The sequence below is a fragment of the Lentzea sp. NPDC020367 genome, from assembly GCF_044387305.1.
GTDB lineage: Bacteria > Actinomycetota > Actinomycetes > Mycobacteriales > Pseudonocardiaceae > Lentzea.
In genome coordinates this window covers 59,492-83,660 of the sequence record NZ_JBIRVV010000024.1, presented here as the reverse complement: position 1 = coordinate 83,660, position 24,169 = coordinate 59,492, and the positions used below count along the sequence as shown (strand labels likewise).

The following is a 24,169-nucleotide window of genomic DNA, read 5'->3' as shown; positions in this document are numbered from 1 at the left end:
GTGCCGCCTGACGAGTGGATCGATCTGCTGGGAGCGCCCGAGAGGCGGCCTGACCCGGTCGACTGGGACGCGGTCAAAGGCCGGGCGGGCACGGCGTTGCCCAGCGATTTCGTGCATCTCGCCGAGGCCTATCCGCCACTGATCGTCGGCGGTTACGTCCGGATCCTGCACCCGACAGCACGTGCCGGTTTCATGAACTGGATGTCGCTGGCGCCCAAGATGCTGCGTGCGTTGCGGCGTCAGCCGGGCCTGCGCGTGCACCCGGAGTCTCCCGGCCTGCTGCCCTGGGGCATGACCGTCAACGGCGATCACTGCCTCTGGTACACCAAGGGCGAGCCGGACGAGTGGACCGTGGTGATCACGGACATGCGGCAGAGCTGGTCGTACGACGGGAACTTCTCCGGTTTCGTCCGGAAGTTCCTGACCGGCGAGATCCGCTGCCCGCTCTTCCCGGACGACGTCCCCGGCGGCTCCAAACCGTTCCAGGAGCCGTAGGGACGTCGTCCGGGCCTTACCCGACCCCCCGGTCAGCTCGAAGCGGCGGTCACCAGAGCGTTGCCGCTGCCCGTGCGGCCCGTGACCGACAAAGTGGCGTCACCCAGCGGCGCCGACGAGACGTCGAAGTCGCTGCGGGCGTTGCCGGACGTGGACACCAGGTCGATGCGGGCCAGCGTGCCCTGCCGGATGCCGACCCGGATGTGGCCGGAGCCGGTGCCGAGCTGGATCTCGCCGGAGGCCGCGTCGGCCACGGTCAGATCGCCGCTGCCGGTGCGGACCTGGACGTTGCCCTGCACGGCGCCCAGCCACACGTCGCCGGTCCCGGTGATCAGCGTGGTCGTGCCGCCGATCGACGACACCTCGACGTCACCGCTGCCCGTCTTGGCCTTCAGCGACGAGAGCATCGTGCCCAGGCGCACGGTGCCGGCGCCCGAGTTCACCTTGGCCTCGCCGGTCGCCCGGTCCGCGGACACGCTGCCCGTGCCGGTGTTCAGGTCGAGACGACCCGCACCGCCCGTCACGATGACGTCAGCCGCACCGGTCCGTGACGACACGTGCGACCCCACAGGAGCCGTCACCACCACGGAGAGCGGCACGGCGCGCAGCGGCAGCGCCTTGGACGACTCGATGCGCAAACGGTTGCCCAGCAACTCGACGCGTGCGTCGCGCACGGCCTCCTCCGGACCTGACGGGGGAGTCGCCTTGTCAGTGCCGAACTGCCCGCTGACCCAGCTCAGCACGCTCGACAGGCCCTCGGTCCACGAGTTGCCCGCGTTCGGGTCGTGCCGCACCTCGACGTGCACACCGGGCCCGTCGACGAGCTGCACCTGCACCCGGCCGCTGAGCAGCGAGATGTCGATCTCGGCGACGCCCGCGAACTCGAAGCTCTGCTGGCGCACCACGCCGGCGGGCTCCGCCGGTTCGGAGGCCGCTTCCGACGTCGGTCCGGCTGTCGGCTCGGTCGGTTCTGAAGTCGGTTCGGTCATCCCGCTCACCCCTGCACCCATCCGCGGACGCGCGAGCCCTGGCCGGCGTTTCCGCTCCACCCCTTGTGTCCGTGATGCTTGTGCTTGCCGTGCACCGCGCCACCCACGGCCTGCTGGATGAACGAGTTCAGCGACACGCCCTGAGCCGACGCGGCGGCCTCGGCCTTCGACTTGAGCTCGTTGATCATGCGCAGGGTGATGCGGCTGATGTCACCCGTGGCGTCACCTGCGCCAAAGTTCGGCACCTCGTGACTCGGGGCCGGTTCCGGCTCCGGTTCGGCAGAGCCGGTGACGACCACCTGGACGTCACGGCCTGCCAGTCGGACGTCCACGACCTGGCCGTCCAGGGAGGCGGTGACCTCCGCGGCCAGGTCGGACAGTGCGTTCATGATTGCCAGTCGCGCGGCTGGCTCGAGCGCTGCGGACAACGCGGCGGCCGTTCGACGGGTGTTCTCGTCCCCCGCTGATGCGGCCGTCGCCAGGTCCTCGCGCAGTGACGCGATGTACGGCGACAGATCCATGACACCACTATGACGTCACTTGCGACATCGTGCAACCACCACCTGATGTCAGGGCTAATCTCGGCCCATGCCGAGAGTGCGTTTGGTGGCCAGGACCGAGTTCATCCCACCCGACGACGTGCCGTGGACGACCGACGCGGACGGCGGCGCCGCGCTCGTCGAGTTCGCCGGCCGCGCCTGCTACCAGTCGTGGGACCGCTCGAACCCCATGACGAACACCAACGCGACGTTCCTGCACCACCTGCTCGACGTCGGGCACCTCGCCGCGTTCGAGCACGGCAGCGCGTCGCTCTACCTGACCGAGCTGTCCCGCTCGCTCACCCACGAGCTGATCCGGCACCGGCACTTCTCGTACTCGCAGCTCTCCCAGCGCACCGACCCGACCGACGTCGTGGAGCCGGACCTGATCGCGAAGGACCCCGAGCTGCACGCGCGGTTCGTCGCCGCGACCGAGGCGAGTCTCAAGGCGTACGAGGACCTCGTGCAGAGCCTGGAAAAGACGGTGAACGGCCGACGCGCGCGGCAGATCGCACGGTCCGTGCTGCCCAACGCCACCGGCACCGAGATCGTCGTGACGGGCAACTACCGCTCGTGGCGGCACTTCATCGCGATGCGCGCCACCGAGCACATCAACGTCGAACTGCGCGAGCTCGCCATCGCCTGCCTGCGCGAACTGACCAAGGCCGCGCCCAACGCGTTCGCGGACTTCGTCATCTCGACACTCCCGGACGGCACAGAAGTTGCCTCCAGCCCGCTGGTGGTTGAAGGCTGACAGCCATGAAGCGGCTCATCGTGGACGTCCGGCCCGGCGAATACGCGGTCACCCGCCTGGCAGCGGACGCTCCCGTCCCCGCCGGGCTGCTCGACCTCACCGACGTCCTGGTGTCCGTGACCAGGACCCCGGCCGAGTTGTCGATCATCGCGCCGGCTTCGTTCGCTGTGGACGGTGACACGACGGAGAAGGGCTGGCGGCTGCTCACCGTGCGCGGGCCGCTGGAGTTCACGCTCACCGGCATCATGGCTGCTCTGGCGGGTGAACTGGCCGCGGCGGGCGTCTCGCTGTTCGCGTTGTCCACTTACGACACGGACCACCTGTTGGTGAAGCACACAGATCTGGGACGTGCGGTGCTCGCCTTGCGTGCCGCAGGTCACGAACTGGTTGTAGCGCCGGAAGCTTAGGAACCGATCCTCCATTAGGCGGGTCTGAAGTACCGTCAACGCCCCCGGTTCCGAGGCAGTAGGAGCGCACGTTGCACGGACAGGCTGTCGAACCACGCGTCATCGCGGGCAGGTACGCCCTGATCGCGGAGCTCGGCCGTGGCGGCATGGGCATCGTCTGGCGCGCCCAGGACCGTCACATCGGACGCTTCGTCGCGATCAAGGAACTGCACCTGCCGGACGGCATCGCGCACGAGGAACGCCGTGTGCTGGAAGAGCGCGCTCTGCGTGAGGCGCGCACCGCCGGCAAGCTCAACGACCCCGCCGTCGTGACGGTCTACGACGCGATCAACGAGAACGGCCTGACCTACATCATCATGGAGCTGGTCGACGCGGCGACGCTGTCGACGTTGATCAGCACGCACGGACCGATGCCGCAGAACCAGGTCGTGTCGATCGCGCTGCAGGCGTTGTCGGCGCTCGAAACCGCGCACCAGTCCGGGATCGTGCACCGCGACGTGAAGCCCGGCAACCTGATGGTGCGGCCGGACGGCAAGCTCAAGCTCACCGACTTCGGCATCGCCCAGGCCGTCGACGACCCGCGCCTGACCACCAGCGGCAGCCTCATCGGCTCGCCCGCGTACATGGCGCCGGAACGCATCCACGGCCACGAGGCCGGCCCCGCGTCCGACCTGTGGGCCCTGGGCGCGACCCTCTGCTACGCCGTCGAGGGCTGGAGCCCGTTCGAGCGCTCCTCCACGGCCTCGACGCTGCACGCGATCATGAGCGAGACGCCGCGGCTGACCCGGGCGACGGGCGTGCTGAGCGCCGTCATCACCGGTCTGCTGATCGCCGACCCGAACGCCCGGCTGTCCGGCCCGCAGGCTCGCGCGATGCTCTCCAGCATCGGCAACCAGCCGACGCCGCCCACCGGGATCGCGCCGGTGCAGACCCAGCAGTACCAGCAGGCGCCCGCCGTGGACCCGGCGAAGAAGAAGCGAAACCGCATCTTCGCGTTGGTCGGCGCGGTCGTCATCGCGGCGGCGGCGTTCACGGGCGGCATCTACGTGCACAAGGCGTTCACGACGCCTGGTGCGAGCGGTGCCAGCGCAGCGCTCACGTACGGCGAGGGCGCCGAGATCCCGGTGTTCGGTCTCTACGAGAACACGTGCGGCATGGGCGAGGTCGCCCCGGCCAAGCTGCTCAACTCCGACAGCCGCGAGGAGTGCGACAAGCCGCACGACTTCGAGGTGTTCGACGTGATCGACACGCTGCCCGTCCAGTCGAACCTTCCCGACGCCGCATATCCCGGAGTCGACTCCCTGAAGAGCCTCGGCGTGGCACGCTGCGAGATGACGCTGAACTCGCAGTGGGTCAAGGACGGATCGAAGCTCAAGCTGACCACGCTCGTCCCGAGTGAGAGCTCGTGGACCAAGGACAAGAGCGGCAACGCCGAGCGCAAGATCTGGTGCCTCGCCAGTGCCAAGGACAGCACCAAACTCGACGGCTCGATCAGCGCGAAGAAGGACAACTGAAAGTGAAAAGACGGATCATCTCCGCCTTGTTGGTTCTCGGCAGTGTCGCCGCCCTCAGCGCGTGCGCCAGCAACGAGGACAAGTTCGTCGCCGAGCTCAAGGCCGCCGGGTTCAGCAACCCCGGCGAGCCCAGCACGGAAACCGCGAAGAAGGTCAAGAAGGTCGGCAAGCGCACGATCAAGTCCTCGGAGAAGACCATCGAGGTGATGGTGCGCGTGAAGGGCTGCGACCTCGAGATGGCCAAGACCTCCGGGCAGTCCGGCTACTGGCTGGACGAGCTGCACGTCAACGGGCAGGAACCGGACTGGCCCGGTTACCCCGAGAACCTGAAGCGCGACCAGGTGGTCAAGCTGCTGGCCGACAACTCGTCCAAGCCCGACGGTTTCAAGAGCTGCTACAAGCCGAACGAGGCCTGATCGCCGGCTGTGGTGCAATGGGGACGTGAGCCTCGCCCGTGACGAACGCAAAGCGCTCGTCGACCTGATGACCGAGCTCGGCCCGGACGCGCCGACCCTGTGCGGCACTTGGCTGACCAAGGACCTGGCCGCGCACCTCGCGATCCGCGAGCGCCGCCCGGACACCGCGCCCGGCATCGTGCTGCCGGTCTTCGCGAAGTGGACGGAGAAGGTCCAGGAGGACTACACGCACAAGGCGTGGAGCGAACTCCTCGACCTGGTGCGCACGCCGCCGTTCTGGATCCAGCCGGTCGACGACCTGATGAACACGGGCGAGTACTTCGTGCACCACGAGGACGTGCGGCGTGCGCAGACGGACTGGGAGCCGCGGCCGTACGACGAGCGTCGCGAAAAGGTCCTGTGGAAGCTGCTGCCGTTCACCGCGCGCATGACGTACAAGTCGTCGCCCGTGGGCGTGACGCTCGTACGGCCTGATGGTGAGCACATCGTCGCCAAGCAGGGCGCGAACGGAGTGGTGATCACCGGTGAGGTGTCCGAGCTCGTGATGCTCGCGTTCGGGCGCGACGAGGCCCGCGTGGAATACAGCGGTGACGCCGACGCGGTGCAACGGGTGCGGTCGTTGAACCGAAGTGTGTGAACTCGGGTAGTTTCTGCGCATGCCAGGAAGCCCGTACGCAGGGCCGGACCGCCCGTTCGGCCGCGTTCTCACCGCTATGGTCACGCCTTTCGACTCGCGCGGCGAGGTCGATCTCCCCAAGGCGCAGGAACTGGCGAAACACCTGGTGGACCTGGGCAACGACGGTCTGGTCGTGAACGGCACGACCGGCGAGAGCCCGACGACGACCGATCGGGAGAAGGCCGCGCTGCTCACGGCCGTCGTCGAAGCAGTGGGCGACCGTGCGACCGTGGTCGCCGGTGCGGGCACTTACGACACCGCGCACAGCGTGCACCTGGTGCAGCAGGCCGCGAAGGCCGGCGCGCACGGCGTGCTGGTCGTAACGCCGTACTACTCCAGGCCGCCGCAGGAAGGCCTGCTGGCGCACTTCACCGCCATCGCCGACGCTTCCGAGCTGCCGGTGATGCTCTACGACATCCCGCCGCGCGCGGTCGTGCCGATCGAGGTCGACACGCTCCTGCGCCTGGCGGAACACCCGCGGATCCTGGCCGTGAAGGACGCCAAGGGCGACCTGCACGCGGGCAGCAGGGTGATCGCGAGCACCGACCTCGCCTACTACTCGGGCGACGACCCGCTGAACCTGCCGTGGCTGTCCGTGGGCGCCGTCGGGTTCGTGAGTGTCATCGGCCACCTCGCGGCGGATCGCCTGCGGGATCTCATTGATGCGTATGAATCCGGAAACGTGGTCCGGGCAAAAGAAATCCACGAGTCGCTGCTGCCGTTGCTGCGACCATTCCGCCGGGTTCCCGGCGTGACGTACACGAAGGCTGCGCTGCGCCTGCGCGGACTGGACGTGGGTGAGCCCCGTCTGCCGCTGGTGCCTGCCGCAGCCGAGGACATCGAGGCCATCGCGGCCGAACTGGGAGTCAACGCGTGACCCAATCGACCGAACTACCGCCCGCACTGCCGGAAGGCGGCCTCCGCGTCGTCGCACTCGGCGGAATTGGCGAGATCGGCCGCAACATGACCGTCTTCGAGCATGCCGGAAGGCTGCTCGTGGTCGACTGCGGCGTTCTTTTCCCCGAAGACGACCAACCGGGCGTGGACCTGATCCTGCCCGACTTCCGCGCCATCGAGGACCGGCTCGACGACATCGATGCCGTCGTCCTGACGCACGGCCACGAGGACCACATCGGCGCGGTCCCGTTCCTGCTGAAGCTGCGCCCCGACGTGCAGGTCGTGGGTTCGCGCTTCACGCTGGCGCTGCTCGCCGCCAAGTGCCGTGAGCACCGCCAGACCCCGCGGCTCGTGGAGGTCAAGGAGGGGGAGCGGCGCTCGTACGGGCCGTTCGAGCTCGAGTTCTTCGCCGTCAACCACTCCATCCCGGACGCGCTGGCCGTGGCCATCCGCACCGCCGCGGGTCTGGTGCTGCACACCGGTGACATCAAGCTCGACCAGCTGCCCCTGGACGGTCGCCTGACCGACCTGGCGGGCTTCTCGCGCCTGGGCGACGAGGGCGTCGACCTCTTCCTGGTCGACTCGACCAACGCCGAGGTGCCCGGCTTCGTGGTGCCCGAGCGCGAGATCGGCCCCGTGCTGGAGAACGTGATCCGCAAGGCGGACCAGCGGGTCATCGTGGCCTGCTTCGCCTCGCACGTGCACCGCGTCCAGCAGGTGTTGGACGTCGCCGTGCAGTACAAGCGCAAGATCGCGTTCGTCGGCCGGTCGATGGTCCGCAACATGGGCATCGCGTCCGACCTGGGCTTCCTGAACGTGCCCGACGGCCTGTTCGTCGACCTCGACGTCGCGATGCGGATGGAGGAGGACGAGGTCATCTTCGTCTCCACCGGGTCGCAGGGCGAGCCGCTGTCGGCGCTGTCCCGCATGGCCCGCGGCGACCACCGCCAGATCTCGATCCGCGAGGGCGACACGGTGATCCTCGCGTCGTCGCTGATCCCCGGCAACGAGAACGCGGTCTTCAACGTCGTCAACGGCCTCGCCAAGCTCGGCGCGACCGTCGTGCACCAGGGCAACGCCAAGGTGCACGTCTCCGGCCACTCACCGGCCGGTGAACTCCTGTTCCTCTACAACGCCGTGCGGCCGTCCAACGTGATGCCGGTGCACGGCGAGTGGCGCCACCTCCGCGCGAACGCGGCTCTTGCGGTCGCCACGGGCGTCGCCGAGGACCACGTCGTGATCGCCGAGGACGGCGTCGTCGTGGACCTGATCGACGGCAAGGCGGCGGTGTCCGGCCGTGTCGTCGTCGGCCACGTGTACGTCGACGGCCTGTCCGTGGGCGACGTCGGCGAGTCGACGCTGTCCGACCGGCTGGTGCTGGGCGAGGGCGGCTTCATCTCGATCTCGGTCGCCATCGACCAGACGACCGGGCGGGCCGTGACGGCCCCGACGATCTCCGGCCGCGGCTTCTCCGACGACCCCAAGGCGTTGGAGGCCGTCGTGCCGCTCGTGGAGATGGAGCTGGCGCGCACCGAGGCCGAGGGCATCGCCGACACGCACCGGGTCGCTCAGGCCGTGCGGCGCGTTGTGGGCCGTTGGGTGGCGGAGACCTACCGTCGCCGTCCGATGATCGTTCCCACGGTCATTCCGGTGTGAACGTGACCCTGCTGTGATCTGCGTCCCCCTCGTCCGATAAGGTCTGGTCCCAGACCATGGACGAGGGGGTTCGCCCTATGGCCGGTAATGACGTCTTCAGCCCTCCGGGCAAAGAAGACATTCTGCTTCCACCGATTTTCACCTGGCACGAGCCGCTGGGCCTGCCGTTCGACTTCTCCGTCACCAAACCGCAGGCGCTGCTGGTCCTGTCGGTGGCGATCATCCTGACGTTCTTCCTGGTCACCACCAGGAGCATGAAGCTGATCCCGTCGCGCTGGCAGTTCGCCGCCGAGTCGGTCTACGACTTCGGCCGCAACACCATCGCGCGTGAGCAGATAGGCGCGAAGGAATTCGCGCCGTACGTGCCGCTGATCGTCAGCATCTTTTGCTTCGTGCTCGTGAACAACCTCTACGGGTTGATTCCGTTCATCCAGTTCCCGACGTTCACGCACAGCGGGTTCCCGGCGGCCGTCGCGCTGCTGATCATCTTCCCGCTCTACCACTACGTGGGCATCAGGAAGTTCGGGCTCAGGGGCTATCTGCGCAACCAGTTCATCATTCCCGGCGTGCCGAAGCCGGTGCTGTGGGGCCTGCTGATCCCGACCGAGGTCATCCTCAAGTTCTTCTTCGACCCGGTGAACCTCGCGATCCGGGTGTTCGCGGCGATGTTCGCGGGCCACCTGCTGATCCTGGTGTTCACGATCGGCAGCGAGTTCCTGCTGTTCAACGCGCCGATCTACCTCAAGCCGGTGTCGGTGCTGGGCTTCGCGCTCGCCATCGCGCTGTTCTTCCTGGAGGCGCTGGTGCAGGTCCTGCAGGCCTACATCTTCGCTCTGCTGTCGGCGCACTTCATCGGCCGGGCGCTGGCCGAGCAGCACTGATGGGGACGTACGTCGGCGTGCGCGGCTGGCCGCGCACCGCCACGACCTGTACTCCGCCGGAGACCAGCCGGTCGGGTTCTTCCTGCTGACCGACGAACGGCAGCAGGCGACCGCGTGGACCGTGCGGGACGGCGACGTGCGCGCAGGTGTGGTGCCGTCGAGCTTCGAGGGTTCGCGCGCTAGTGCGGCCGGGCCCACAAATGAGACGCCGCATGGAATAACGCACGCGGCCGGCGGCCTTGTGGCGATCATGCGCAAGCTCCACTTCGTCGGCACCATGCCGCAGTTCGCCACCGCCAAGGCCGCCCTGTCGTGGGAACTCGACGAGATCGCCGAGCACCTCGACCGGGTCCACGGCGGGGAGACCGGGCCGCGGTCGCAGTGGTTCGTGCCGGTGGTCAAGGAGCTGAAGCGGTTGCCGCAGGTCGTGACCGTGCGCAGCGGCGACTGGACGGACTACGACGACGTCGACCGGTTGAAGGTGCCGCTGCGCGCCCGGCTGCGGCCGGAGGGCGTTCCGCTGCGGTTCGCCGAGCACGCTCTCGAAGAGCTGGAGGTGCTCGGCGAACTCGGCGCGGCGCTGCCGTTGCAGGTCGGCGTGCCCGGCTACCTGGACCTGGCGTTGTTCACCTTCGGGCCCACCGGGGTGGTCCGGCACGGCCGGACGTTCCTGCGGGCGGTGGCCGAGGAGTTGTCGCGCATCCGTGCGGCGTCCGACAACGTTGTCTTCCAGCTGGAGGTGCCGGCCGCGTTGATCGCGGTCCTGTCGGCACCTGCGCCGTTGCGGCCGTTGATGGCCGACACGATGGCGCGGTTCGTGACGGCGCAGGTCCGGTCCGCGCCCGAGGGCAGCCGGTTCGGCGTGCACCTGTGCCTCGGCGACATGGGGCACAAGGCGTTGAAGCAGCTTAAGGACACCGATCCGTTGGTGCTGCTCGCGAACGCGCTGGTGCGGCGCTGGCCGGCGGGGCGGACGCTGGAGTTCGTGCACCTGCCGATGTCCGGTGGGGACGTGCCGCCGACGACCAAGCCGGAGTTCTACGCGCCGTTGCGCAAGCTCCTGCCGTGTGTGCGGGTCATCGCGGGCATCGCGCACGAGGAACAGTCCTATGAGGACCAACTGGTCGTGCGTGGGCTCGTGGAGGAAGCGTTGGGGCGGCCTGTGGACATCGCGACGTCGTGCGGCCTCGGCAGGCGCACGCCGGAAGCCGCGGAGCGCGCCACGAAGAGCATGCTGGCGCTACTGGGCTAGGGCGGCGGTCGGACCGAAACCGACCTCGGCGCGGGAGCCGTCCAGCAACGGGAAGACGGTGTCGCAGAACTCGTCCAGGTCGGCGCCGTGTGCCTGGCTCGGCCCGGCGAGTTCCGTCGCCACGGCCGGTGGGATCAGTTCCACCACCCGGATCGGGGTGGACTCCAGGGCGCGGCGCAGGGTGACGGTGTAGCTGTGCAGCGCGGCTTTGGACGCGCTGTAGAGCGGCGCGAACGACTGCGGGACGAACGCGCCGCCCGAGGTGACGTTGATCAGCGTGCTGGGCCTGCCGTGGGCGAGCATGAGCGGGACGAGCAACCGTCCCAGGTGGACGGGTGCGGCGAACAGGATGTCGATCTCCTGCTGCGCCTCGGCCCAGGCGGACCGGTCCTCGGCGATGCCCACCCGTCGCTGGACGCCGGCGTTGTTGATCAGCACGTCCAGGTCCGGCATGGTCCGCCGGACGTGCTCGGCGAGGAGCAGGCGGCCCTCGGGAGTGGCGATGTCGTTCACGAACGTCTCCGCGCCGGGCAGCAGGTCGGCCGCCGCGGCGAGACGGGCCGGGGTGCGGCCGGTGACGAGGACGCGGTGTCCGGCGGCGAGGTGTCGTCGCGCCAGGCCGAGCCCGATGCCCGCGGAGCCGCCGGTGATCAGAACCTGAGTTGTCATGTAAACAGCATGCGCTCGCGTGTGTTTACATGGCAACTCGAAGGTAGTGTGAGAGGCATGACGTACCTGAGCGACGCCGAGATGGCGCGGTGGATCGCCTGGAAACGAGCGAACGACGCGGTGCTCGCCGCGGTCGCGCAGGAGATCCAGGGTGCGGCGGGGCTGTCCGCGGCCGACTTCGCGGTGCTCTCGCGGGTGATCGAGAACGGCGACGGGCGCATGCCCCAGCAGGACCTCGGCGAGATGCTGGACTGGAAGCGTCCCCGCCTCTCACGTCAGCTCTCCAGGATGGCCGAGCGGGGGCTGCTGCGGCGCGAGGACGGCACGGGCAGGCGCGTGCTGGTCATCGCCACCGATGAGGGCCGGAACGCCCTCGCCGTTGCCCGCCCAGCGCACGCGCGTGCGGTTCGCAAGGCTCTGTTCGCCCGTGCGTCAGGTGATTTCTGGGACGTCGTTCAGGACATCGCCGGAAACTAAGGGCGCTGGCACACCAGGTGCAGCGACTCCTCGGGCATGGCGCCGGGGTAGGACGGGGTGAAGACCGGTCGGCTCCGCCGCACGACCCGCAGGCCGACCTCGCCCAGGTGCGCCTCGAAGTTCTCCTCGGAGAACGACGACACCTCGATCTCCTGGCCCATCCAGGGCAGGGTCACCTGTTCGACGTCGACCGCGACGGTGGCGAGGAAGAAGTGGCCGCCGGGCCGCAGCCAGGTCGAGATGCGGCCGAGGGTCTGGATGATCTCGGCCTGGGTCATCTGCAGCAGCGAGAAGACGGCGCAGATGACGTCCCACGAACCGGGAGGTGACTCGAAGTCGCGGATGTCGATCTTGTGGAACGTGGCGTCGGGGACCTGGGTGGTCGCGATGTCGACCATCACCGGGGAGACGTCGAGACCGGTGACCCTCATGCCCGCCTTGGCCAGCGTCCGCGCCACGGGAACGCCCGTGCCGCAGCCGATGTCCAGCACGCGCGAGCCGGAGGGCTGGGTCGCGGCGAACCAGGCGAGAGTGCCGTGCAGTGCGGGCTGGTGCGACCAAGCGCGTTGGTATTCCAGCCCGAGCGTGTCGAAGACCTCGGCCGCGTTCATTCCCCGCCCCTCATTTCGGCCCAATCCACCTGAGTGAAGTGTGGAGAACCTCTCTGCACGCCTTCTGGATGGCTTCTGGACGAAAACTGACGGTAGGTTGCTAGCTGAACGCGGACAGCGACGAAGTGAGACACAGGGTGCAGAACGAGTTGCGCGTCAGCTTGCTGGGCGCGCTCGCGGCCACGGTGGACGGCAAGGAGCTCACGCTCGGTCCGCCGCGGCAGAGAGCTGTGCTCGCCGTGCTCGCGTTGCGCGCGAATCACGTCGTGTCGCGCAGTGAGCTGATCGACGCCGTGTGGGGCGAAGATCCACCCGCCAGCGCCGACAACGGCATCCACACCTACGTCGCGGGGCTGCGCAGGCTCTTCGAACCGGACCGGGCGTCGCGGGCGCCGAGTTCCGTGCTGCTCTCCACAGACGCTGGATACTTGCTGAGACTCCCGTCCGGTAGTTCGGACGCCGCTGTTTTCCGCGCGCATCTGGACGAGGCCGGGCGCCTGCGGGACAGGCCCGCCGAGGCCATCACGGCGTTCGACGCCGCGCTGGATCTGTGGCGAGGACTCGCTCTGGACGGCGTGCCGGGACCGTTCGCGGCGGTGGAACGCGCGCGCCTGGCCGAAATGCGACTCACGGCCGTGGAGCAGCGTGCGGGGTTGATGCTGACGGTCGGGCGTGAAGCCGAGGTGGCGGCGGAGCTCACGACGCTGGTCAGCGCGCATCCGTTGCGCGAGAGGCTGCACGGCCTGCTGATGTCGGCGTTGTTCCGCGGCGGCAGGCAGGCGGAGGCGCTCGCCGTCTACACGGACCTGCGCCGGCTGCTGATCGAGGAACTGGGCATCGAGCCCGGTCCGGAGCTGCGCCACCTGCACGAACAGGTGCTCGTCGGCCGGCACGACCCGCAGCCGGAACCCGCCGCGCCCGTGCTGGTGCCGGTCCAGCTGCCGCACGAGATCCGCGACTTCACCGGCAGGGAGAAGGAGCTCGCGAAGCTCGCCGAGGTCGTTCCGCACGACCACGCGCCGGTGCTCGTCGCGATCACCGGCACCGGCGGCGTCGGCAAGACCGCGCTGGCCGTGCGGTTCGCGCACCAGGTGGCGTCGCGGTTCCCGGACGGCCAGCTGCACGTCGACCTGCGCGGGTTCGACTCGTCGGCACCGCCCGTGCAGCCCGCCGCCGCGTTGCACCAGCTGCTGCAGAGCCTCGGCGTGCCGTCCGAACGCATCCCGGAGGACCTGCCCGCGAAGTCCGCCCTGTACCGCAGTGTCCTTGCGGGCAAACGGGTTCTGGTGCTGCTCGACAACGCGCGGCTGGCCGAGCAGGTCCGTCCGCTGCTGCCGGGCCGGTCGACGTCGATGGTGCTCGTGACGTCCCGCAACCACCTCGGCGGCCTCGTTGCCCGTGATGGCGCGCATTCGCTGACGTTGTCGATCCTGACGCGTGACGAGGGGCTGGCGCTGCTGACGTCCGCGGTGGGCGCGGACCGCGTCGCCGCCGAACCCGCCGCCGCGGCCAAGCTCGTCGAACTGTGCGGGCATCTGCCGCTGGCGGTGCGGATCGCGGCCGAACGAGTTGTGACGCGCCCGCATCTCACGCTGGCCGATCTCGCGAGCGATCTCGCGGACGAGCACGACAGGTTGAACGTGCTGGCCACGGGCGACGACGAGGACACGGCCGTGCGCGCCGCCTTCTCGTGGTCGTACCTGGCGCTGAAACCGGACGCCGCCAGGATGTTCCGGCTGATCGGCCTGCATCCCGGCGCCGAGATCAGCCTGAACGCCGTGGCCGCGCTGGCAGGCATGCCGGTGTCCCGGGCCCGGACGCTGGTGGACGTGCTGGCGGGCGGGCACATGCTGGAGGAGGTCGCGCGCGGCCGGTTCCGGCTGCACGACCTGCTTCGCCTGTACGCCACGGAACTCAGCGCCACCGAGGAGTCGTCGGACGGCCGCGCCGAGGCCGTGAAGCGACTGTTGGGCTGGTACTTCGACACCGCGAACGCCGCCGGCACCGTCATCGCGCCGCCGGATCACCCCGCGTTCCTGCTGCCGCCGCTGTCCACTCAGGACTTCACGTCGCACGACGAGGCCTTCACCTGGTGCCGCACGGAATCCTCGAACCTGCTGGCGGTGGCGAGACTCGCGGAGGACCACCACTCGCCGGCGGCGTGGCAGATCCCGGTGGCGCTGTGGAACTACTTCATCGTGTCGAGTGCTCTGGACGAGTGGACTCGCACGTACCGCGTGGCCGAACGCACCGCCGCCCGTGACGGCAACCAGGTCGCCCGCGCGTGGGCGGTGCACGGCCAGGGACTCTCGGCGTTCCGCGGTCAGCGATTCGCGGACGCGCTGGAACTCTTCGACCGCGCGCTCGCGATCCGGCGCGAGATCGGCGACGCCGCCGGTGCCGCGTGGAGTCTGACCGGCCTGGGCATGGCGTACGGCGGCCTGCGCCAGTTCGACCTCGCCGTCGAAAGGTTCGGCGAGGCCCTGCGCGGGCACGCCGAGGTCGGTTCGTGGTTCGGCGAGGGCGGCACGAGGTTGTTCCTGAGCGACAACCTGCGTTCAGCTGGCCAGTTCGAGGCGTCGCTGGCGTCGGCGCGGACGGCGTTCGAACTGATGGACTCGCACGACGCTCCCCACGGCAAGGCCATGGCGCTGGTGAGCATCGGCTGGGCTCAGTCAAAGCTGGGACAACGCGTCGAGGCGCGCGACTCGTTCCGGCACGCGGTCGCGTTCCTGCGCGTGCTCGGCGACCGCAAGAGTCTCGCGGAGGCGTTGCACGGCCTGGGGGAGACGAGCGCCGGTCAGCCGGACGTGGCGCGGACGCACCTGCTGGAAGCGTTGACGATCTACGAGGACTACGACCACCCGCTCACTCCCGAAGTGCGGGCACGGCTGCACGAGCTGGGATAGGGGACATCCCTGATGTGCTCGCGCTGATGCGTAGGCAAGCTACATGTCATGCAGAAGCGCGCTCGGACCCTGTTGGTGTGGCTGCACGTCGTCACGTCGGTGGGCTGGCTCAGCCAGGCCGTGGCGTTGCTCGCCCTGGTGCTCTACGGCATGAAGTCGGGCGACCTCAACGCGTTCAGGATGGCGCGCTACCTCGACCACAGCGTGCTCGCGATCATGGCCAACACCAGCGCGTTCAGCGGCTTCATGCTCAGCGCGACCACACCGTGGGGCTACTTCCGGCACTGGTGGGTGCTCGCGAAGTTCGTGATCACGATCAGCCAGCTCTACATCGGCGTCTTCATCCTGAGCGGCAACCTGCAGGAGGCCCTGAACGGGCACGTCACCGCGTGGATGCCGGTCGGCACCGCGCTCATGATCAGCGCGATCGCGTTCCAGGCGTGGCTCAGCGTCGCGAAACCGTGGGGGCGCACGCCGTGGGCGGACTCGAAGGTCAAGCTGCCCACGGCGAGCGCGTTCACGTTCGTCGCGGCGCTGGTCATCCCGGTGATCGACTTCGCGATCAGCCTGTGGCGCGGCAACCCGATGCCGGTGCTCATGCTGATCACGGTGATCGGTTACTCGATCAGGCGGGCCGCCAGGGCGAGGCGCCGGTCGTCGGACGCGTCGGGTCGTGGAACTTCGGCACGTCCGGCTCGTCGAGGCGCAACGGCACCAAGCCCTCGGTGATCGCGGTCATGATCCGCTCGTGCGCGCGCCGGGCGTCGCCCATCGTCTCGGCGTTCAGGTCCGTCAACTCGACGGGCTTGCCGAAGTGGACCTTGAACGTCGGCCGCTTGCGCACCGCGCGCAGCCAGGACGTCAGGTACGGAAGGAGGTCCTTCCAGCCGCCGACGCTGAGGTTGCCCCAGTACACGGCCTCGTGCGCGCCCCACTGACTGATGGGGACGACCGGAATGCCGCCGCCCAACGCCATGCGGGCCACGCCGGTCTTGCCGCGCTCCGGCCACATGCCGGGGTCCAGCGTGATCTTGCCCTCGGGGTAGACGGCGATCGGGTCGCCGCCCTCCTGCAACGCCGCGACGGCCCGGTGCATCGCCTCACCCACGTTCGCCGACCGCCGGTCGACGCGCAGGTGACCGCACGCCTTCAGCGCCGGGCCCATGATCGGCGCGTCGAGCAGACCGCCCGCGAGCATGAACCGCGGGTTGACGCCGATCTTGCGGCAGGCCGCGATGAGCACCATCGGATCGAGGTTGCCGATGTGGTTGGAGGCGAGCAGCAACGGCTTGCCGAGAAGTTCCGGCGGGATGTCGCCCGAGACCTCGAGCTTGCCAGTCAGCGCGATCAGGCCCCGGTCGACCACCATGAGCACGCGCCAGAAAAGCGGTGTGGACACGCGGGGCAGCGTACGGCGTGTCGGAACGACACCGTGCCGGAACCGGGGAACCATGAGGATTCGCGCGCGTTCCCGGCGTTAACGGGGCTGGTGGGACGCGAGGGACTACCTTGTACACATGGCCGGGCGCACAGGGACTTCGAGAAAGACCACGTCACGCGGCAAAGCACCAGCCAAGCCGCGGGCGCGATCCACCGCGTCCAGAAAGCCCGCACCGCGCAAGAAGAGCGGCGGCGCCATCAGTGCCGTGTGGGGTGCTTTGGGCCGTGGCGTCGGCAGTCTCGTGCGCACCGTCAGCCGTAGCAAGGACCTCGATCCCGAACACCGTCGTGACGGCCTGGGGCTGCTGCTGATCGCGTTGGCGGTCATCACCGGCGCGGGCGTGTGGTGGCAGGCAGGCGGACCGGTCGGGCAGTGGGTCGACGTCGCCGTGCGCAGCTCCGTCGGGTTCCCGGCCGTGATCGTGCCGGTCGTGCTGCTCGGCATCGGCGTCACGCTGATGCGCACCGACCCCAAACCCGACGCGCGGCCGCGGCTGATCATCGGCTCGTTGCTGCTGATGATCGGCGTGCTCGGCATGTTCCACCTCATCGGCGGCCTGCCGATGGACCCGATCGAACGCCGCGACGCCGGTGGAGCCCTGGGCTATCTGGCCGGTGGGTTCCTGGCGCAGGGTTTGACGCCGTGGGTCGCCGGGCCGTTGCTGTTCCTGATCTTCGGGTACGGCCTGCTGGTCGTGACGCACACGCCGATTCGCCAGGCGCCCGAACGCATTCGCTCGCTGCTGCACCCCGGCACCAAGTCCACGGACGAGCCTTCTGACGAGGAAGAGCCGGTCGAGGAACCGAAGCCGGTGCGCCTGCGCCGCCCGTCCCGTCGTCGTCAGGCCGTCGAGCCCGTCGAGGAGGACGTGCAGGCCGAGCTTCCGCTGGACGAGCCTGTTTCCGAGCCCGCGCCGAAGCCCGTCAAGGAGAAGAAGGCCGCCGCTCCGGCGATGGCCGTGCGCGCCGTCGAGGGCGAGTACCAGCTGCCGCCGCCGGACGTGCTCAAGGACGGCGACGCGCCGAAGACCCGCAGCAAGGCGAACGACCTCATGATCGAGGCGATCTCCGGCGTGCTGGACCAGTTCTCGATCGACGCCCAGGTCACCGGCTTCACCCGCGGCCCGACGGTCACGCGCTACGAGGTCGAGCTCGGCCCCGGCGTGAAGGTCGAGAAGATCACCGCGCTGACCAAGAACATCGCGTACGCCGTGGCGACGGACAACGTCCGCCTGCTGGCGCCGATCCCCGGCAAGTCCGCCGTGGGCATCGAGGTCCCGAACAGCGACCGCGAGATGGTGCGGCTGGGCGACGTGCTGCGCGCGTCGTCCACGGTCAAGGACACGCACCCGATGGTGATCGGCCTCGGCAAGGACATCGAGGGCCACATGGTCACCGCGAACCTGACGAAGATGCCGCACTTGCTCGTGGCGGGCTCGACGGGTTCCGGTAAGTCGTCGTTCGTGAACTCGATGCTGGTCTCGTTGCTGGCAAGGGCGACGCCCGACGAGGTCCGGATGATCCTGATCGACCCGAAGATGGTCGAGCTGACGCCGTACGAGGGCATCCCGCACCTGATCACGCCGATCATCACGCAGCCGAAGAAGGCGGCGGCCGCGCTGGCGTGGCTCGTGGAGGAGATGGAGCAGCGCTACCAGGACATGCAGGTCAACCGGGTGCGGCACGTCGACGACTTCAACCGCAAGGTGAAGTCCGGCGAGATCACCGCGCCGCCCGGCTCCGAGCGCGTCTACCGGCCGTACCCGTACATCATGGCGATCGTCGACGAGCTCGCCGACCTGATGATGACGGCACCTCGTGACGTCGAGGACGCGATCGTCCGCATCACGCAGAAGGCCCGTGCCGCCGGCATCCACCTCGTGCTGGCGACGCAGCGTCCGTCCGTCGACGTCGTCACCGGCCTGATCAAGACGAACGTGCCGTCTCGCCTGGCGTTCGCGACGTCGTCCCTGACGGACTCGCGGGTCATCCTGGACCAGCCGGGCGCCGAGAAGCTGATCGGCATGGGCGACGCCCTGTACCTGCCGATGGGCGCCTCGAAGCCGGTGCGCATCCAGGGCGCGTTCGTGGGCGACGAGGAGATCTCGTCGATCGTCGAGTTCACCAAGAACCAGGCGCAGCCCGAGTACACCGACGGCGTCACGGCGCAGAAGGCCGCGGAGAAGAAGGAGGTCGACGCCGACATCGGCGACGACCTGGAGCTTCTGGTGCAGGCGACCGAGCTGATCGTGACGTCGCAGTTCGGCTCGACGTCGATGCTGCAACGCAAGCTGCGCGTCGGGTTCGCGAAGGCGGGGCGCCTCATGGACCTGCTGGAGACCCGCGGTGTGGTCGGACCGTCCGAGGGCTCGAAGGCGCGCGAGGTGCTGATCAAGCCGGACGAGCTCGAGAACACGGTCTACCTGATGCGCGGAGGCGGCCCCGCCGACGACGAGGACTAGTGCAGGGGAGTCTTCTCGCCCCGGTCGGGCCAACGCTGGAGGACCGGTGGCCGTCCCAGGTCCTTGCGGATCTGGTTCATCAGGGCACGCCGGAGATCAGCGGTCATGACGCCGACGTCGCTGTCGGTCGTCGGTTGTCCCTTCTCCACGGCGGCCGCGATGTCGACCAGCTCCCAGTGGTAGCGCTTGGTCGCCGCGAACACGGCTTCACCGCCCACCAGGTCCAGCTGGGTCCTGGCCTCGGTCGCCAGTCGTACGAGGTCGTGGATCGCGTCGACGTCCGGCTTCTCGCCTGACGACGTCCGCTGTTGTCCGGCCCGCGTCAGGAACTGGGCCAGTTGCAACGTCGCCGTCAGGTAGTCGGCGCCGGCCGTGCGCAGTTCGGTGCGGTCGGCTGTCTGTTGCTGCCACAGGTGAATGCGTCTGGCTTGGAAGAACTGGAGGCCCGCCCCGACCAGCACGCCGAAGATGGCTGCGCTGGCGGTGACCAAAGCGCTCATGACTCCTGGCATGAACGAATGATCGCGTGTGCTGTCAACCTGTTCGGAAGCCACAGGCCGGAAGGACCGCCTTGTCGCGTCCGGCGAGATCAAGGCGGTCGTTCACGATCCGGTGACTACTTCAGGCCGGCCTTCTGGATGCTCGTGGCCGTGGAGCTCGCGCTGCCACCGAACTCGCGCACCGCGGCGTAGTACAGGTCGGCGGTGCGCTTGCACGCCCAGTTGCTGCCGCACTGCTTGTACATGTCGGACTTGAAGTTGTTGTCGATGCGCAGGCGGTTCGTCTCGTTCCACCGGCCCTGCCGCTTGTAGTTGCGGTAGCCGAAGTCGTGACGCTCGCAGGTCGGCAGGAACTTGAAGCCGAAGGGGTTGTCCGGCGAGTACGAACAGCCGTCGGACGACCAGTCGAGCTGGCCCGCGTAGGGCTGCTGCGCGCGCAATGTTGTGAACTGGCTGATGGTCTTCGAGAACAGGTAGTCGTCGGTCACCGCGACGATGTCCACGGCGTGCGCGGGGGCACTCGTGAAGATCAGGGCGATGGAGGCGGCGACACCCACGAAGGCGGAGCGCAGGGTCTTCGTCGACATGGCGAGCTCCTCGGAGTGTGAGCAGGGTCTCGCCAAGTTGTAGCGGGTGATCGACTGTCCTTGGTAGACACGATCTGATGAACGTCAGGTGATCATGTGTCCGCACGCGATCGCGGTGGCCACGCGGAGTTCGCGGGGCAGTCCCAGGGAGTGCAGCATTTCGTTGTCCGCTACTCCGCCGAGCAGATAGCCGCCCAGTTTCTGCTCCGCCAAACGGAGGCAGATGGTCTGCGCCGCGGCACCTGCTTCGATCAAGCCGAAGCGTCCCGCGCGTTCGCCGTACTTCTCGAACGAGTCTTTGTCCGTTAACACCAGGACGATCGTCAGCGGGGGCACCTCGGGCGTACCGAGGATCTCGGCCAGGTTCTCCGGTGCCGGGCCGATGTCCTGCAACGCGTGGCGTGCGATGTCGTAGCGGACCGCGCGTCCGTCGAAGAACGCGTAGCAACGCAACGGATGCAGCCCACCCGCGGACGGGACGCTGTTGTCCGACAGTGCGCCCAGGACGGTGCCGAGTTGCTTGTCCGTCAACGGTTTCGGCGCGAACTCCCGCGTGCTTCTGCGCGCCTGGAACAGCTTCTGCAACCGGTCGTGCGGACGGGGCAGCGGAACGGGCGGTGACGGCAGTTCCAGCGGGTCGATCAACGCCGGCTGCGGCCGGAAGTCGCGCAGCCGGTCGCCGAGCCTGCGCTGGTGCAGCGGCGAGAACCGGCTCGCGGCCCAGAAGTCGTCGAACATCGGCGTCACCCCAGCGGATGCGGTGCGGGATTGGGGAACACGCCCGGTGAGGCGTGCGGGTAGCGCCAGTTGAGCTCACGGGCGCGGCCGCCGAGGTGCGGCCAGCGGTGGTCCGAGTGCAGCGGCGCGAGGTCGGGGGACAGGACGCGGACGCAGTGCAGTCCGACGGCCGACAGCTCCGGCGTGGTGAGCTCGCGGTAGGCGAGGCGGATGTCCGCGCGGTCGAGGGCGTGCACGAGTTCGGTCAGTTCCTCGCTGGTGCCACGGGCTTCGGCGTCGCGCGGAGGGTCCGTCTCGAAGCCGCCGAACCACGGCAGCGCGTCCCACTTCGACGGGTGCGTGGCGTAGTAGACGGCGTGCTCGTCGAAGTCGGTGACCTCGTCGATCGGCTGGTCGCCGTTGCGCGCCAGCCAGACCTCGATGAAGACCGTGCCCTGGATCCACTCCTCGTAGGCCTTGCGCACCGCTTCCGCCACGGTCGCGCGGCAGGCGAGTCCCAGCGTCGGCCGGGGTTTGCCCGCGATCGGCAGCGAGCCCGCGACGGCGACCACCGGGTGCGGGCTGTAGGCGGGCGTGAGGTCGAACGCCATCGCGCCGTGCGGCAGGTCGGCGGCGAACCGTTGCGGTGCGAGGGAATGCAGCCAGGTCGTGGTGAACGCGTCGCGCTCGACGAGTTCCTGCAACGCTCGCAGCAACGCGCTGGTCGTCGACGGACCGGCCGCGAGCCCCGACGACGTCGCGGGCAGTCCGTACGAGGCGTCCAGGCCGACGAGACCGGCGGGTACGCGGATCGGTTCGTTGCCGGGCAACGTCCACGCCCGTGTGTACGGCGTGTCGACGTATCCCTTGCGGTAGCGGTAGTTCGGGGCCACGCGCTGCTCGACCGTGTGCAGGCTGAAGTGTTCCAACGGCCAGCACTCGCCGTCCGTGGCGATCTCCAGCGGCGCCCGTGCGGCCGCGTGCCGTTCCAGCGCCTCGGCCACCGCCGCGACCTTCGACGTGCCACCGGAAGTGCCGCCGGTGGCGAACGGCTCGGGCACCGCGGCCCAGCCCTCGACGTCCACATCGGACAGACTGTGCGGCACCGGGTGCAGCTGCGACACCACACCCTGCCGCCAGCCGACCGCGCGCTCGATCAGCGCCTCCGCGACGGTCTTCACCGCTTCCCCCGGTAGTGCCGGAAGATCCAGTAACCCAGCGCCAGTGCGCCGCCGATGTAGAGCACGCCGACGACCCACACGGCTCCTTCGCCGAGGGTGGCGAGCGGTCCTAGCGCGTACAACACGATGAACGGCTCGACGACCCACAGCGCCGCCCAGCCGAGCAGCCGGACCAGGCTCATCCACGGCTTCGGCGACCGGGCGAGGAACCCCGCGGCGCCTGCCCACCCCAGCGCGGCCGCGAAGCCCCCGAGCCACCAGCCCCAGTGCAGGTCGAAGACCGCGCCCAGCGTGACGAACGGCAGCACGACGACGAGCAACGGGAAGATCGCGGCGGGCAGCACGAGCGCGCTGCGCGGCTGAGGGAGCTCTTTGGTGTCCTGGTACAGGGCTTCCGGGATGTGCACGGCCGCGCCGACCGAGGAAACCGCGCAACAGCAACAACAACAGCAACAGGTGGGCGTCGCGGCGTTGGCGGCGGCCGCACCCGGTGAGAACTGGTCAGGTAACCGGACTGCCGTCGCGTTCATGGTTCCCCCAAGGAAGTGACACGCGCCCGAACTGGACCTTCGGGCAGATCTCGCAGTCGGCGGCGGGCAGCACGCTCTCGCGCGTGGTCGTGAACTCGTCGAGGTTGACGGTGACGACCGCGTCCAGCAGGGCCAGCGAGCCACCGCGGATGTTCTGAATCGCCTGCAGGGCGAGGGAGATCGGGAAGTCGTGCCGGAGGGCTCCCGGCAGTGGGGGAGGCGGCGGATCCCCCCACCGCCGCCCCGCCCGCACCGCGAGGCACGCCAGGCACGCGCCGGCACCGGGCACCACGAAGGGCCCGACGGCGGCGGTGTGGTGGTACGCGAGGTCCAGCAACAGGTGCGGGACCGTCGTTTCGCGCGCCACCTCGATCAGGTCGACCAACGTGCCGGTCGTCCGCACGACGAGCAGAAGGTCCGGATTCTCGTTGTGCGGCAACCGCTCTACCAGCCCGGCGGGTGCCATCCCGACGACGCGCGTGCCGACCCCCATCGGCTTCGCGTCGTCGTTCGGCAACCCGGCCGGGCGGAGAGCGCCCAGGGTCCTCAGCTGGGCCACGTGCCGGCGAACCGGTTCCCCCAACCGGCTTTCGTCGACCGTTCGAGCCACTCCCCTCAAAACTGGCTCGAACAGTCCTGCCAGCGCCACGGCCACCGCCCTGGGCAGGTCCGGAATCAGGTACGCGAGATCCGCACCCGCATATACGACAAGGCCTTCGTCCCTCACCTGCGCGTGCCAGGCGGGATCAGCGACCAGGCTCATCCTCGTCCCCCCTCGCCAGGAAGCACTCGATCTCCTGCTCGCTCGGCAGATCTCCCGCCGGATCCATGAGGTTCTCGGCGATCGGCGGCAACGGCTGCTCCGCCCACGCCGGCTGGTAGTCGTCGCTGGGCAACAACCCGTGCCGCGACGCGAACTCCTCGGCCGCGTCCCGGATCGACTCCCGCAGCGTCCCCACCACCGCGGTCTCCGCCGTGTAGGTCAGCTCGACCAGCAACGCCCGCACGTTCTCGAGCTGGTTCTCGTCACCGGCCTTGCGCGCGAGCTCAGGCCAGAACTGCCGTTCGAACAACCGCACGAAGTCCGCCGCCACCGCGTCGGTCGCCGTGCGCAGGCGCGTGAAGCTGTCCATGACGTCATCGCTGGGCACCCTGAGGCCGGCAAGCCTGCCGCCCGCTTCGAGTGCCCAGCGACGCGTGTGCGGCCAGCCGTACTTCCACCGCACCAAGCCCAACCGCATAGCCCGGAGGAGGAGTCGCGGTTGGACGTCTCCGGTCGGAATCAGGTGCTTGATGTCGCGCACCTTGATCCGAACCCAGTCGTCGGGCCCCTCGGCCTCGCTGAAGCCGAGGACCGCGGCGACCGACTCGCCCTTCTCGCGTGCCGTGATCAGTTCCGCGATCGCGGGCAGCGAGAACCCCCGCTGCTGCAACCGCTGGACCAACGTCAACCGCTCGACGTGCGAGGCGTCGTAGTACGCCACGCGTCCCTGCCGTCTCGGCGCGTGCAGCACACCCTTCGTCTGGTACATGCGAATGGTGCTGCTGGGCAGGCCGATCCGGGCAGCGAGCTCGTCGACGGTCAGCGATTCGGGCACGCCCCAGATCCT

The 24,169-nt window shown here is 69.0% G+C and carries 26 protein-coding genes; 14 read left to right on the top strand and 12 right to left on the bottom strand.

Going from position 1 to position 24,169, the window contains the following annotated elements; all coding sequences use genetic code 11:
- Nucleotides 1–495, top strand: coding sequence for a hypothetical protein (locus tag ACH413_RS44965; protein WP_360048029.1), 495 nt, complete (start codon nucleotides 1–3; stop codon nucleotides 493–495).
- A gap of 32 nt (nucleotides 496–527) precedes the next feature.
- Here ACH413_RS44965 and ACH413_RS44960 read toward each other — a convergent pair whose 3' ends face one another.
- On the bottom strand, nucleotides 528–1,484 hold the full coding sequence (locus ACH413_RS44960; RefSeq protein WP_360048030.1) for a DUF4097 family beta strand repeat-containing protein: 957 nt from the start codon (nucleotides 1,482–1,484) through the stop codon (nucleotides 528–530).
- A 5-nt stretch (nucleotides 1,485–1,489) separates the two neighbouring features.
- Nucleotides 1,490–2,005 (bottom strand): toxin-antitoxin system HicB family antitoxin, encoded by a 516-nt coding sequence (locus tag ACH413_RS44955; RefSeq protein WP_360048031.1) that lies wholly within the window; start codon nucleotides 2,003–2,005, stop codon nucleotides 1,490–1,492.
- 67 nt (nucleotides 2,006–2,072) lie between these two features.
- Between ACH413_RS44955 and thyX the strand changes: the two genes are divergently transcribed.
- The 9 genes from thyX to ACH413_RS44910 all read left to right on the top strand — a co-directional run bounded on the left by thyX (nucleotide 2,073) and on the right by ACH413_RS44910 (nucleotide 10,476).
- Nucleotides 2,073–2,777, top strand: coding sequence for an FAD-dependent thymidylate synthase (thyX, locus tag ACH413_RS44950; RefSeq protein WP_319977422.1), 705 nt, complete (start codon nucleotides 2,073–2,075; stop codon nucleotides 2,775–2,777).
- Between the two features lie 5 nt (nucleotides 2,778–2,782).
- The gene (locus tag ACH413_RS44945) at nucleotides 2,783–3,184 is read left to right on the top strand and encodes an ACT domain-containing protein (RefSeq protein ID WP_093597593.1); all 402 of its coding nucleotides are present in this window, start codon (nucleotides 2,783–2,785) and stop codon (nucleotides 3,182–3,184) included.
- A gap of 71 nt (nucleotides 3,185–3,255) precedes the next feature.
- The gene (locus tag ACH413_RS44940) at nucleotides 3,256–4,698 is read left to right on the top strand and encodes a protein kinase (RefSeq protein WP_360048032.1); all 1,443 of its coding nucleotides are present in this window, start codon (nucleotides 3,256–3,258) and stop codon (nucleotides 4,696–4,698) included.
- Nucleotides 4,699–4,700: 2 nt separating this feature from the next.
- Nucleotides 4,701–5,114 carry a hypothetical protein gene (locus tag ACH413_RS44935; RefSeq protein ID WP_360048034.1) on the top strand — a complete coding sequence of 138 codons (414 nt, stop codon included), beginning with the start codon at nucleotides 4,701–4,703 and terminating at the stop codon, nucleotides 5,112–5,114.
- Nucleotides 5,115–5,139: 25 nt separating this feature from the next.
- On the top strand, nucleotides 5,140–5,751 hold the full coding sequence (locus ACH413_RS44930; protein WP_319977417.1) for a TIGR03085 family metal-binding protein: 612 nt from the start codon (nucleotides 5,140–5,142) through the stop codon (nucleotides 5,749–5,751).
- Between the two features lie 19 nt (nucleotides 5,752–5,770).
- Nucleotides 5,771–6,667, top strand: coding sequence for a 4-hydroxy-tetrahydrodipicolinate synthase (dapA, locus tag ACH413_RS44925; RefSeq protein WP_360048035.1), 897 nt, complete (start codon nucleotides 5,771–5,773; stop codon nucleotides 6,665–6,667).
- On the top strand, nucleotides 6,664–8,343 hold the full coding sequence (locus ACH413_RS44920) for a ribonuclease J (protein WP_396426036.1): 1,680 nt from the start codon (nucleotides 6,664–6,666) through the stop codon (nucleotides 8,341–8,343). Before dapA ends, ACH413_RS44920 begins: the two co-directional genes overlap by 4 nt.
- A gap of 77 nt (nucleotides 8,344–8,420) precedes the next feature.
- Nucleotides 8,421–9,224 (top strand): F0F1 ATP synthase subunit A, encoded by an 804-nt coding sequence (atpB, locus tag ACH413_RS44915; RefSeq protein ID WP_360048036.1) that lies wholly within the window; start codon nucleotides 8,421–8,423, stop codon nucleotides 9,222–9,224.
- A 250-nt stretch (nucleotides 9,225–9,474) separates the two neighbouring features.
- Nucleotides 9,475–10,476, top strand: a complete 1,002-nt coding sequence (locus tag ACH413_RS44910) for a hypothetical protein (RefSeq protein ID WP_360048037.1) — start codon at nucleotides 9,475–9,477, stop codon at nucleotides 10,474–10,476.
- On the opposite strand, the gene ACH413_RS44905 is transcribed toward ACH413_RS44910, so the two are convergent.
- Nucleotides 10,465–11,145 (bottom strand): SDR family NAD(P)-dependent oxidoreductase, encoded by a 681-nt coding sequence (locus tag ACH413_RS44905; protein WP_360048039.1) that lies wholly within the window; start codon nucleotides 11,143–11,145, stop codon nucleotides 10,465–10,467. The genes ACH413_RS44910 and ACH413_RS44905 overlap by 12 nt on opposite strands.
- Before the next feature lie 57 nt (nucleotides 11,146–11,202).
- Here ACH413_RS44905 and ACH413_RS44900 point away from each other — a divergent pair, with 57 nt between their 5' ends.
- Nucleotides 11,203–11,622: a MarR family transcriptional regulator gene (locus ACH413_RS44900; protein ID WP_360048041.1), complete on the top strand. Its 420-nt coding sequence runs from the start codon at nucleotides 11,203–11,205 to the stop codon at nucleotides 11,620–11,622.
- On the opposite strand, the gene ACH413_RS44895 is transcribed toward ACH413_RS44900, so the two are convergent.
- Nucleotides 11,619–12,233, bottom strand: a complete 615-nt coding sequence (locus tag ACH413_RS44895) for a class I SAM-dependent methyltransferase (RefSeq protein WP_360048042.1) — start codon at nucleotides 12,231–12,233, stop codon at nucleotides 11,619–11,621. The genes ACH413_RS44900 and ACH413_RS44895 overlap by 4 nt on opposite strands.
- 137 nt (nucleotides 12,234–12,370) lie before the next feature.
- Between ACH413_RS44895 and ACH413_RS44890 the strand changes: the two genes are divergently transcribed.
- Together ACH413_RS44890 and ACH413_RS44885 are read left to right on the top strand one after the other, a co-directional pair.
- Nucleotides 12,371–15,142, top strand: a complete 2,772-nt coding sequence (locus ACH413_RS44890; protein WP_360048043.1) for a BTAD domain-containing putative transcriptional regulator — start codon at nucleotides 12,371–12,373, stop codon at nucleotides 15,140–15,142.
- Between the two features lie 48 nt (nucleotides 15,143–15,190).
- Nucleotides 15,191–15,871: a hypothetical protein gene (locus ACH413_RS44885; RefSeq protein ID WP_360048045.1), complete on the top strand. Its 681-nt coding sequence runs from the start codon at nucleotides 15,191–15,193 to the stop codon at nucleotides 15,869–15,871.
- Here ACH413_RS44885 and ACH413_RS44880 read toward each other — a convergent pair.
- A complete protein-coding gene (locus ACH413_RS44880) occupies nucleotides 15,768–16,541 on the bottom strand; it encodes a lysophospholipid acyltransferase family protein (RefSeq protein WP_396426033.1) in 774 nt (257 codons plus the stop codon). The two genes, ACH413_RS44885 and ACH413_RS44880, sit on opposite strands and share 104 nt — an antisense overlap.
- Nucleotides 16,542–16,659: 118 nt before the next feature.
- Between ACH413_RS44880 and ACH413_RS44875 the strand changes: the two genes are divergently transcribed.
- On the top strand, nucleotides 16,660–19,044 hold the full coding sequence (locus ACH413_RS44875; RefSeq protein WP_360048046.1) for a DNA translocase FtsK 4TM domain-containing protein: 2,385 nt from the start codon (nucleotides 16,660–16,662) through the stop codon (nucleotides 19,042–19,044).
- Here the strand turns inward: ACH413_RS44875 and ACH413_RS44870 are convergent.
- The 7 genes from ACH413_RS44870 to ACH413_RS44840 form a co-directional block, all read right to left on the bottom strand.
- A complete protein-coding gene (locus ACH413_RS44870; protein WP_360048047.1) occupies nucleotides 19,041–19,544 on the bottom strand; it encodes a hypothetical protein in 504 nt (167 codons plus the stop codon). The two genes, ACH413_RS44875 and ACH413_RS44870, sit on opposite strands and share 4 nt — an antisense overlap.
- A 116-nt stretch (nucleotides 19,545–19,660) precedes the next feature.
- Entirely contained in the window at nucleotides 19,661–20,131 is a 471-nt protein-coding gene (locus ACH413_RS44865; RefSeq protein WP_360048049.1) for a phospholipase, read from the bottom strand.
- An 84-nt stretch (nucleotides 20,132–20,215) separates the two neighbouring features.
- Nucleotides 20,216–20,869 (bottom strand): nitroreductase family protein, encoded by a 654-nt coding sequence (locus ACH413_RS44860; RefSeq protein WP_360048051.1) that lies wholly within the window; start codon nucleotides 20,867–20,869, stop codon nucleotides 20,216–20,218.
- A 5-nt stretch (nucleotides 20,870–20,874) separates the two neighbouring features.
- Nucleotides 20,875–22,029: a YcaO-like family protein gene (locus tag ACH413_RS44855; protein WP_360048052.1), complete on the bottom strand. Its 1,155-nt coding sequence runs from the start codon at nucleotides 22,027–22,029 to the stop codon at nucleotides 20,875–20,877.
- The gene (locus tag ACH413_RS44850) at nucleotides 22,026–22,559 is read right to left on the bottom strand and encodes a hypothetical protein (protein WP_360048054.1); all 534 of its coding nucleotides are present in this window, start codon (nucleotides 22,557–22,559) and stop codon (nucleotides 22,026–22,028) included. Before ACH413_RS44850 ends, ACH413_RS44855 begins: the two co-directional genes overlap by 4 nt.
- Nucleotides 22,531–23,322 (bottom strand): hypothetical protein, encoded by a 792-nt coding sequence (locus tag ACH413_RS44845; protein ID WP_360048056.1) that lies wholly within the window; start codon nucleotides 23,320–23,322, stop codon nucleotides 22,531–22,533. The genes ACH413_RS44850 and ACH413_RS44845 overlap by 29 nt, the downstream gene beginning before the upstream one ends.
- The gene (locus tag ACH413_RS44840; protein WP_360048057.1) at nucleotides 23,306–24,157 is read right to left on the bottom strand and encodes a MerR family transcriptional regulator; all 852 of its coding nucleotides are present in this window, start codon (nucleotides 24,155–24,157) and stop codon (nucleotides 23,306–23,308) included. Before ACH413_RS44840 ends, ACH413_RS44845 begins: the two co-directional genes overlap by 17 nt.
- Nucleotides 24,158–24,169 lie beyond the last annotated feature (12 nt).

Bases quoted from the DNA above. Each gene is read 5' to 3' on its own strand.
- ACH413_RS44960 (WP_360048030.1), bottom strand. From the start codon at position 1,484: ATGACCGAACCGACTTCAGAACCGACCGAGCCGACAGCCGGACCGACG.
- ACH413_RS44955 (WP_360048031.1), bottom strand. From the start codon at position 2,005: ATGGATCTGTCGCCGTACATCGCGTCACTGCGCGAGGACCTGGCGACG.
- thyX (WP_319977422.1), top strand. From the start codon at position 2,073: ATGCCGAGAGTGCGTTTGGTGGCCAGGACCGAGTTCATCCCACCCGAC.
- ACH413_RS44945 (WP_093597593.1), top strand. From the start codon at position 2,783: ATGAAGCGGCTCATCGTGGACGTCCGGCCCGGCGAATACGCGGTCACC.
- dapA (WP_360048035.1), top strand. From the start codon at position 5,771: ATGCCAGGAAGCCCGTACGCAGGGCCGGACCGCCCGTTCGGCCGCGTT.
- atpB (WP_360048036.1), top strand. From the start codon at position 8,421: ATGGCCGGTAATGACGTCTTCAGCCCTCCGGGCAAAGAAGACATTCTG.
- ACH413_RS44910 (WP_360048037.1), top strand. From the start codon at position 9,475: ATGCGCAAGCTCCACTTCGTCGGCACCATGCCGCAGTTCGCCACCGCC.
- ACH413_RS44905 (WP_360048039.1), bottom strand. From the start codon at position 11,145: ATGACAACTCAGGTTCTGATCACCGGCGGCTCCGCGGGCATCGGGCTC.
- ACH413_RS44900 (WP_360048041.1), top strand. From the start codon at position 11,203: ATGACGTACCTGAGCGACGCCGAGATGGCGCGGTGGATCGCCTGGAAA.
- ACH413_RS44895 (WP_360048042.1), bottom strand. From the start codon at position 12,233: ATGAACGCGGCCGAGGTCTTCGACACGCTCGGGCTGGAATACCAACGC.
- ACH413_RS44885 (WP_360048045.1), top strand. From the start codon at position 15,191: ATGCAGAAGCGCGCTCGGACCCTGTTGGTGTGGCTGCACGTCGTCACG.
- ACH413_RS44875 (WP_360048046.1), top strand. From the start codon at position 16,660: ATGGCCGGGCGCACAGGGACTTCGAGAAAGACCACGTCACGCGGCAAA.
- ACH413_RS44870 (WP_360048047.1), bottom strand. From the start codon at position 19,544: ATGAGCGCTTTGGTCACCGCCAGCGCAGCCATCTTCGGCGTGCTGGTC.
- ACH413_RS44865 (WP_360048049.1), bottom strand. From the start codon at position 20,131: ATGTCGACGAAGACCCTGCGCTCCGCCTTCGTGGGTGTCGCCGCCTCC.
- ACH413_RS44860 (WP_360048051.1), bottom strand. From the start codon at position 20,869: ATGTTCGACGACTTCTGGGCCGCGAGCCGGTTCTCGCCGCTGCACCAG.
- ACH413_RS44850 (WP_360048054.1), bottom strand. From the start codon at position 22,559: ATGAACGCGACGGCAGTCCGGTTACCTGACCAGTTCTCACCGGGTGCG.
- ACH413_RS44845 (WP_360048056.1), bottom strand. From the start codon at position 23,322: ATGAGCCTGGTCGCTGATCCCGCCTGGCACGCGCAGGTGAGGGACGAA.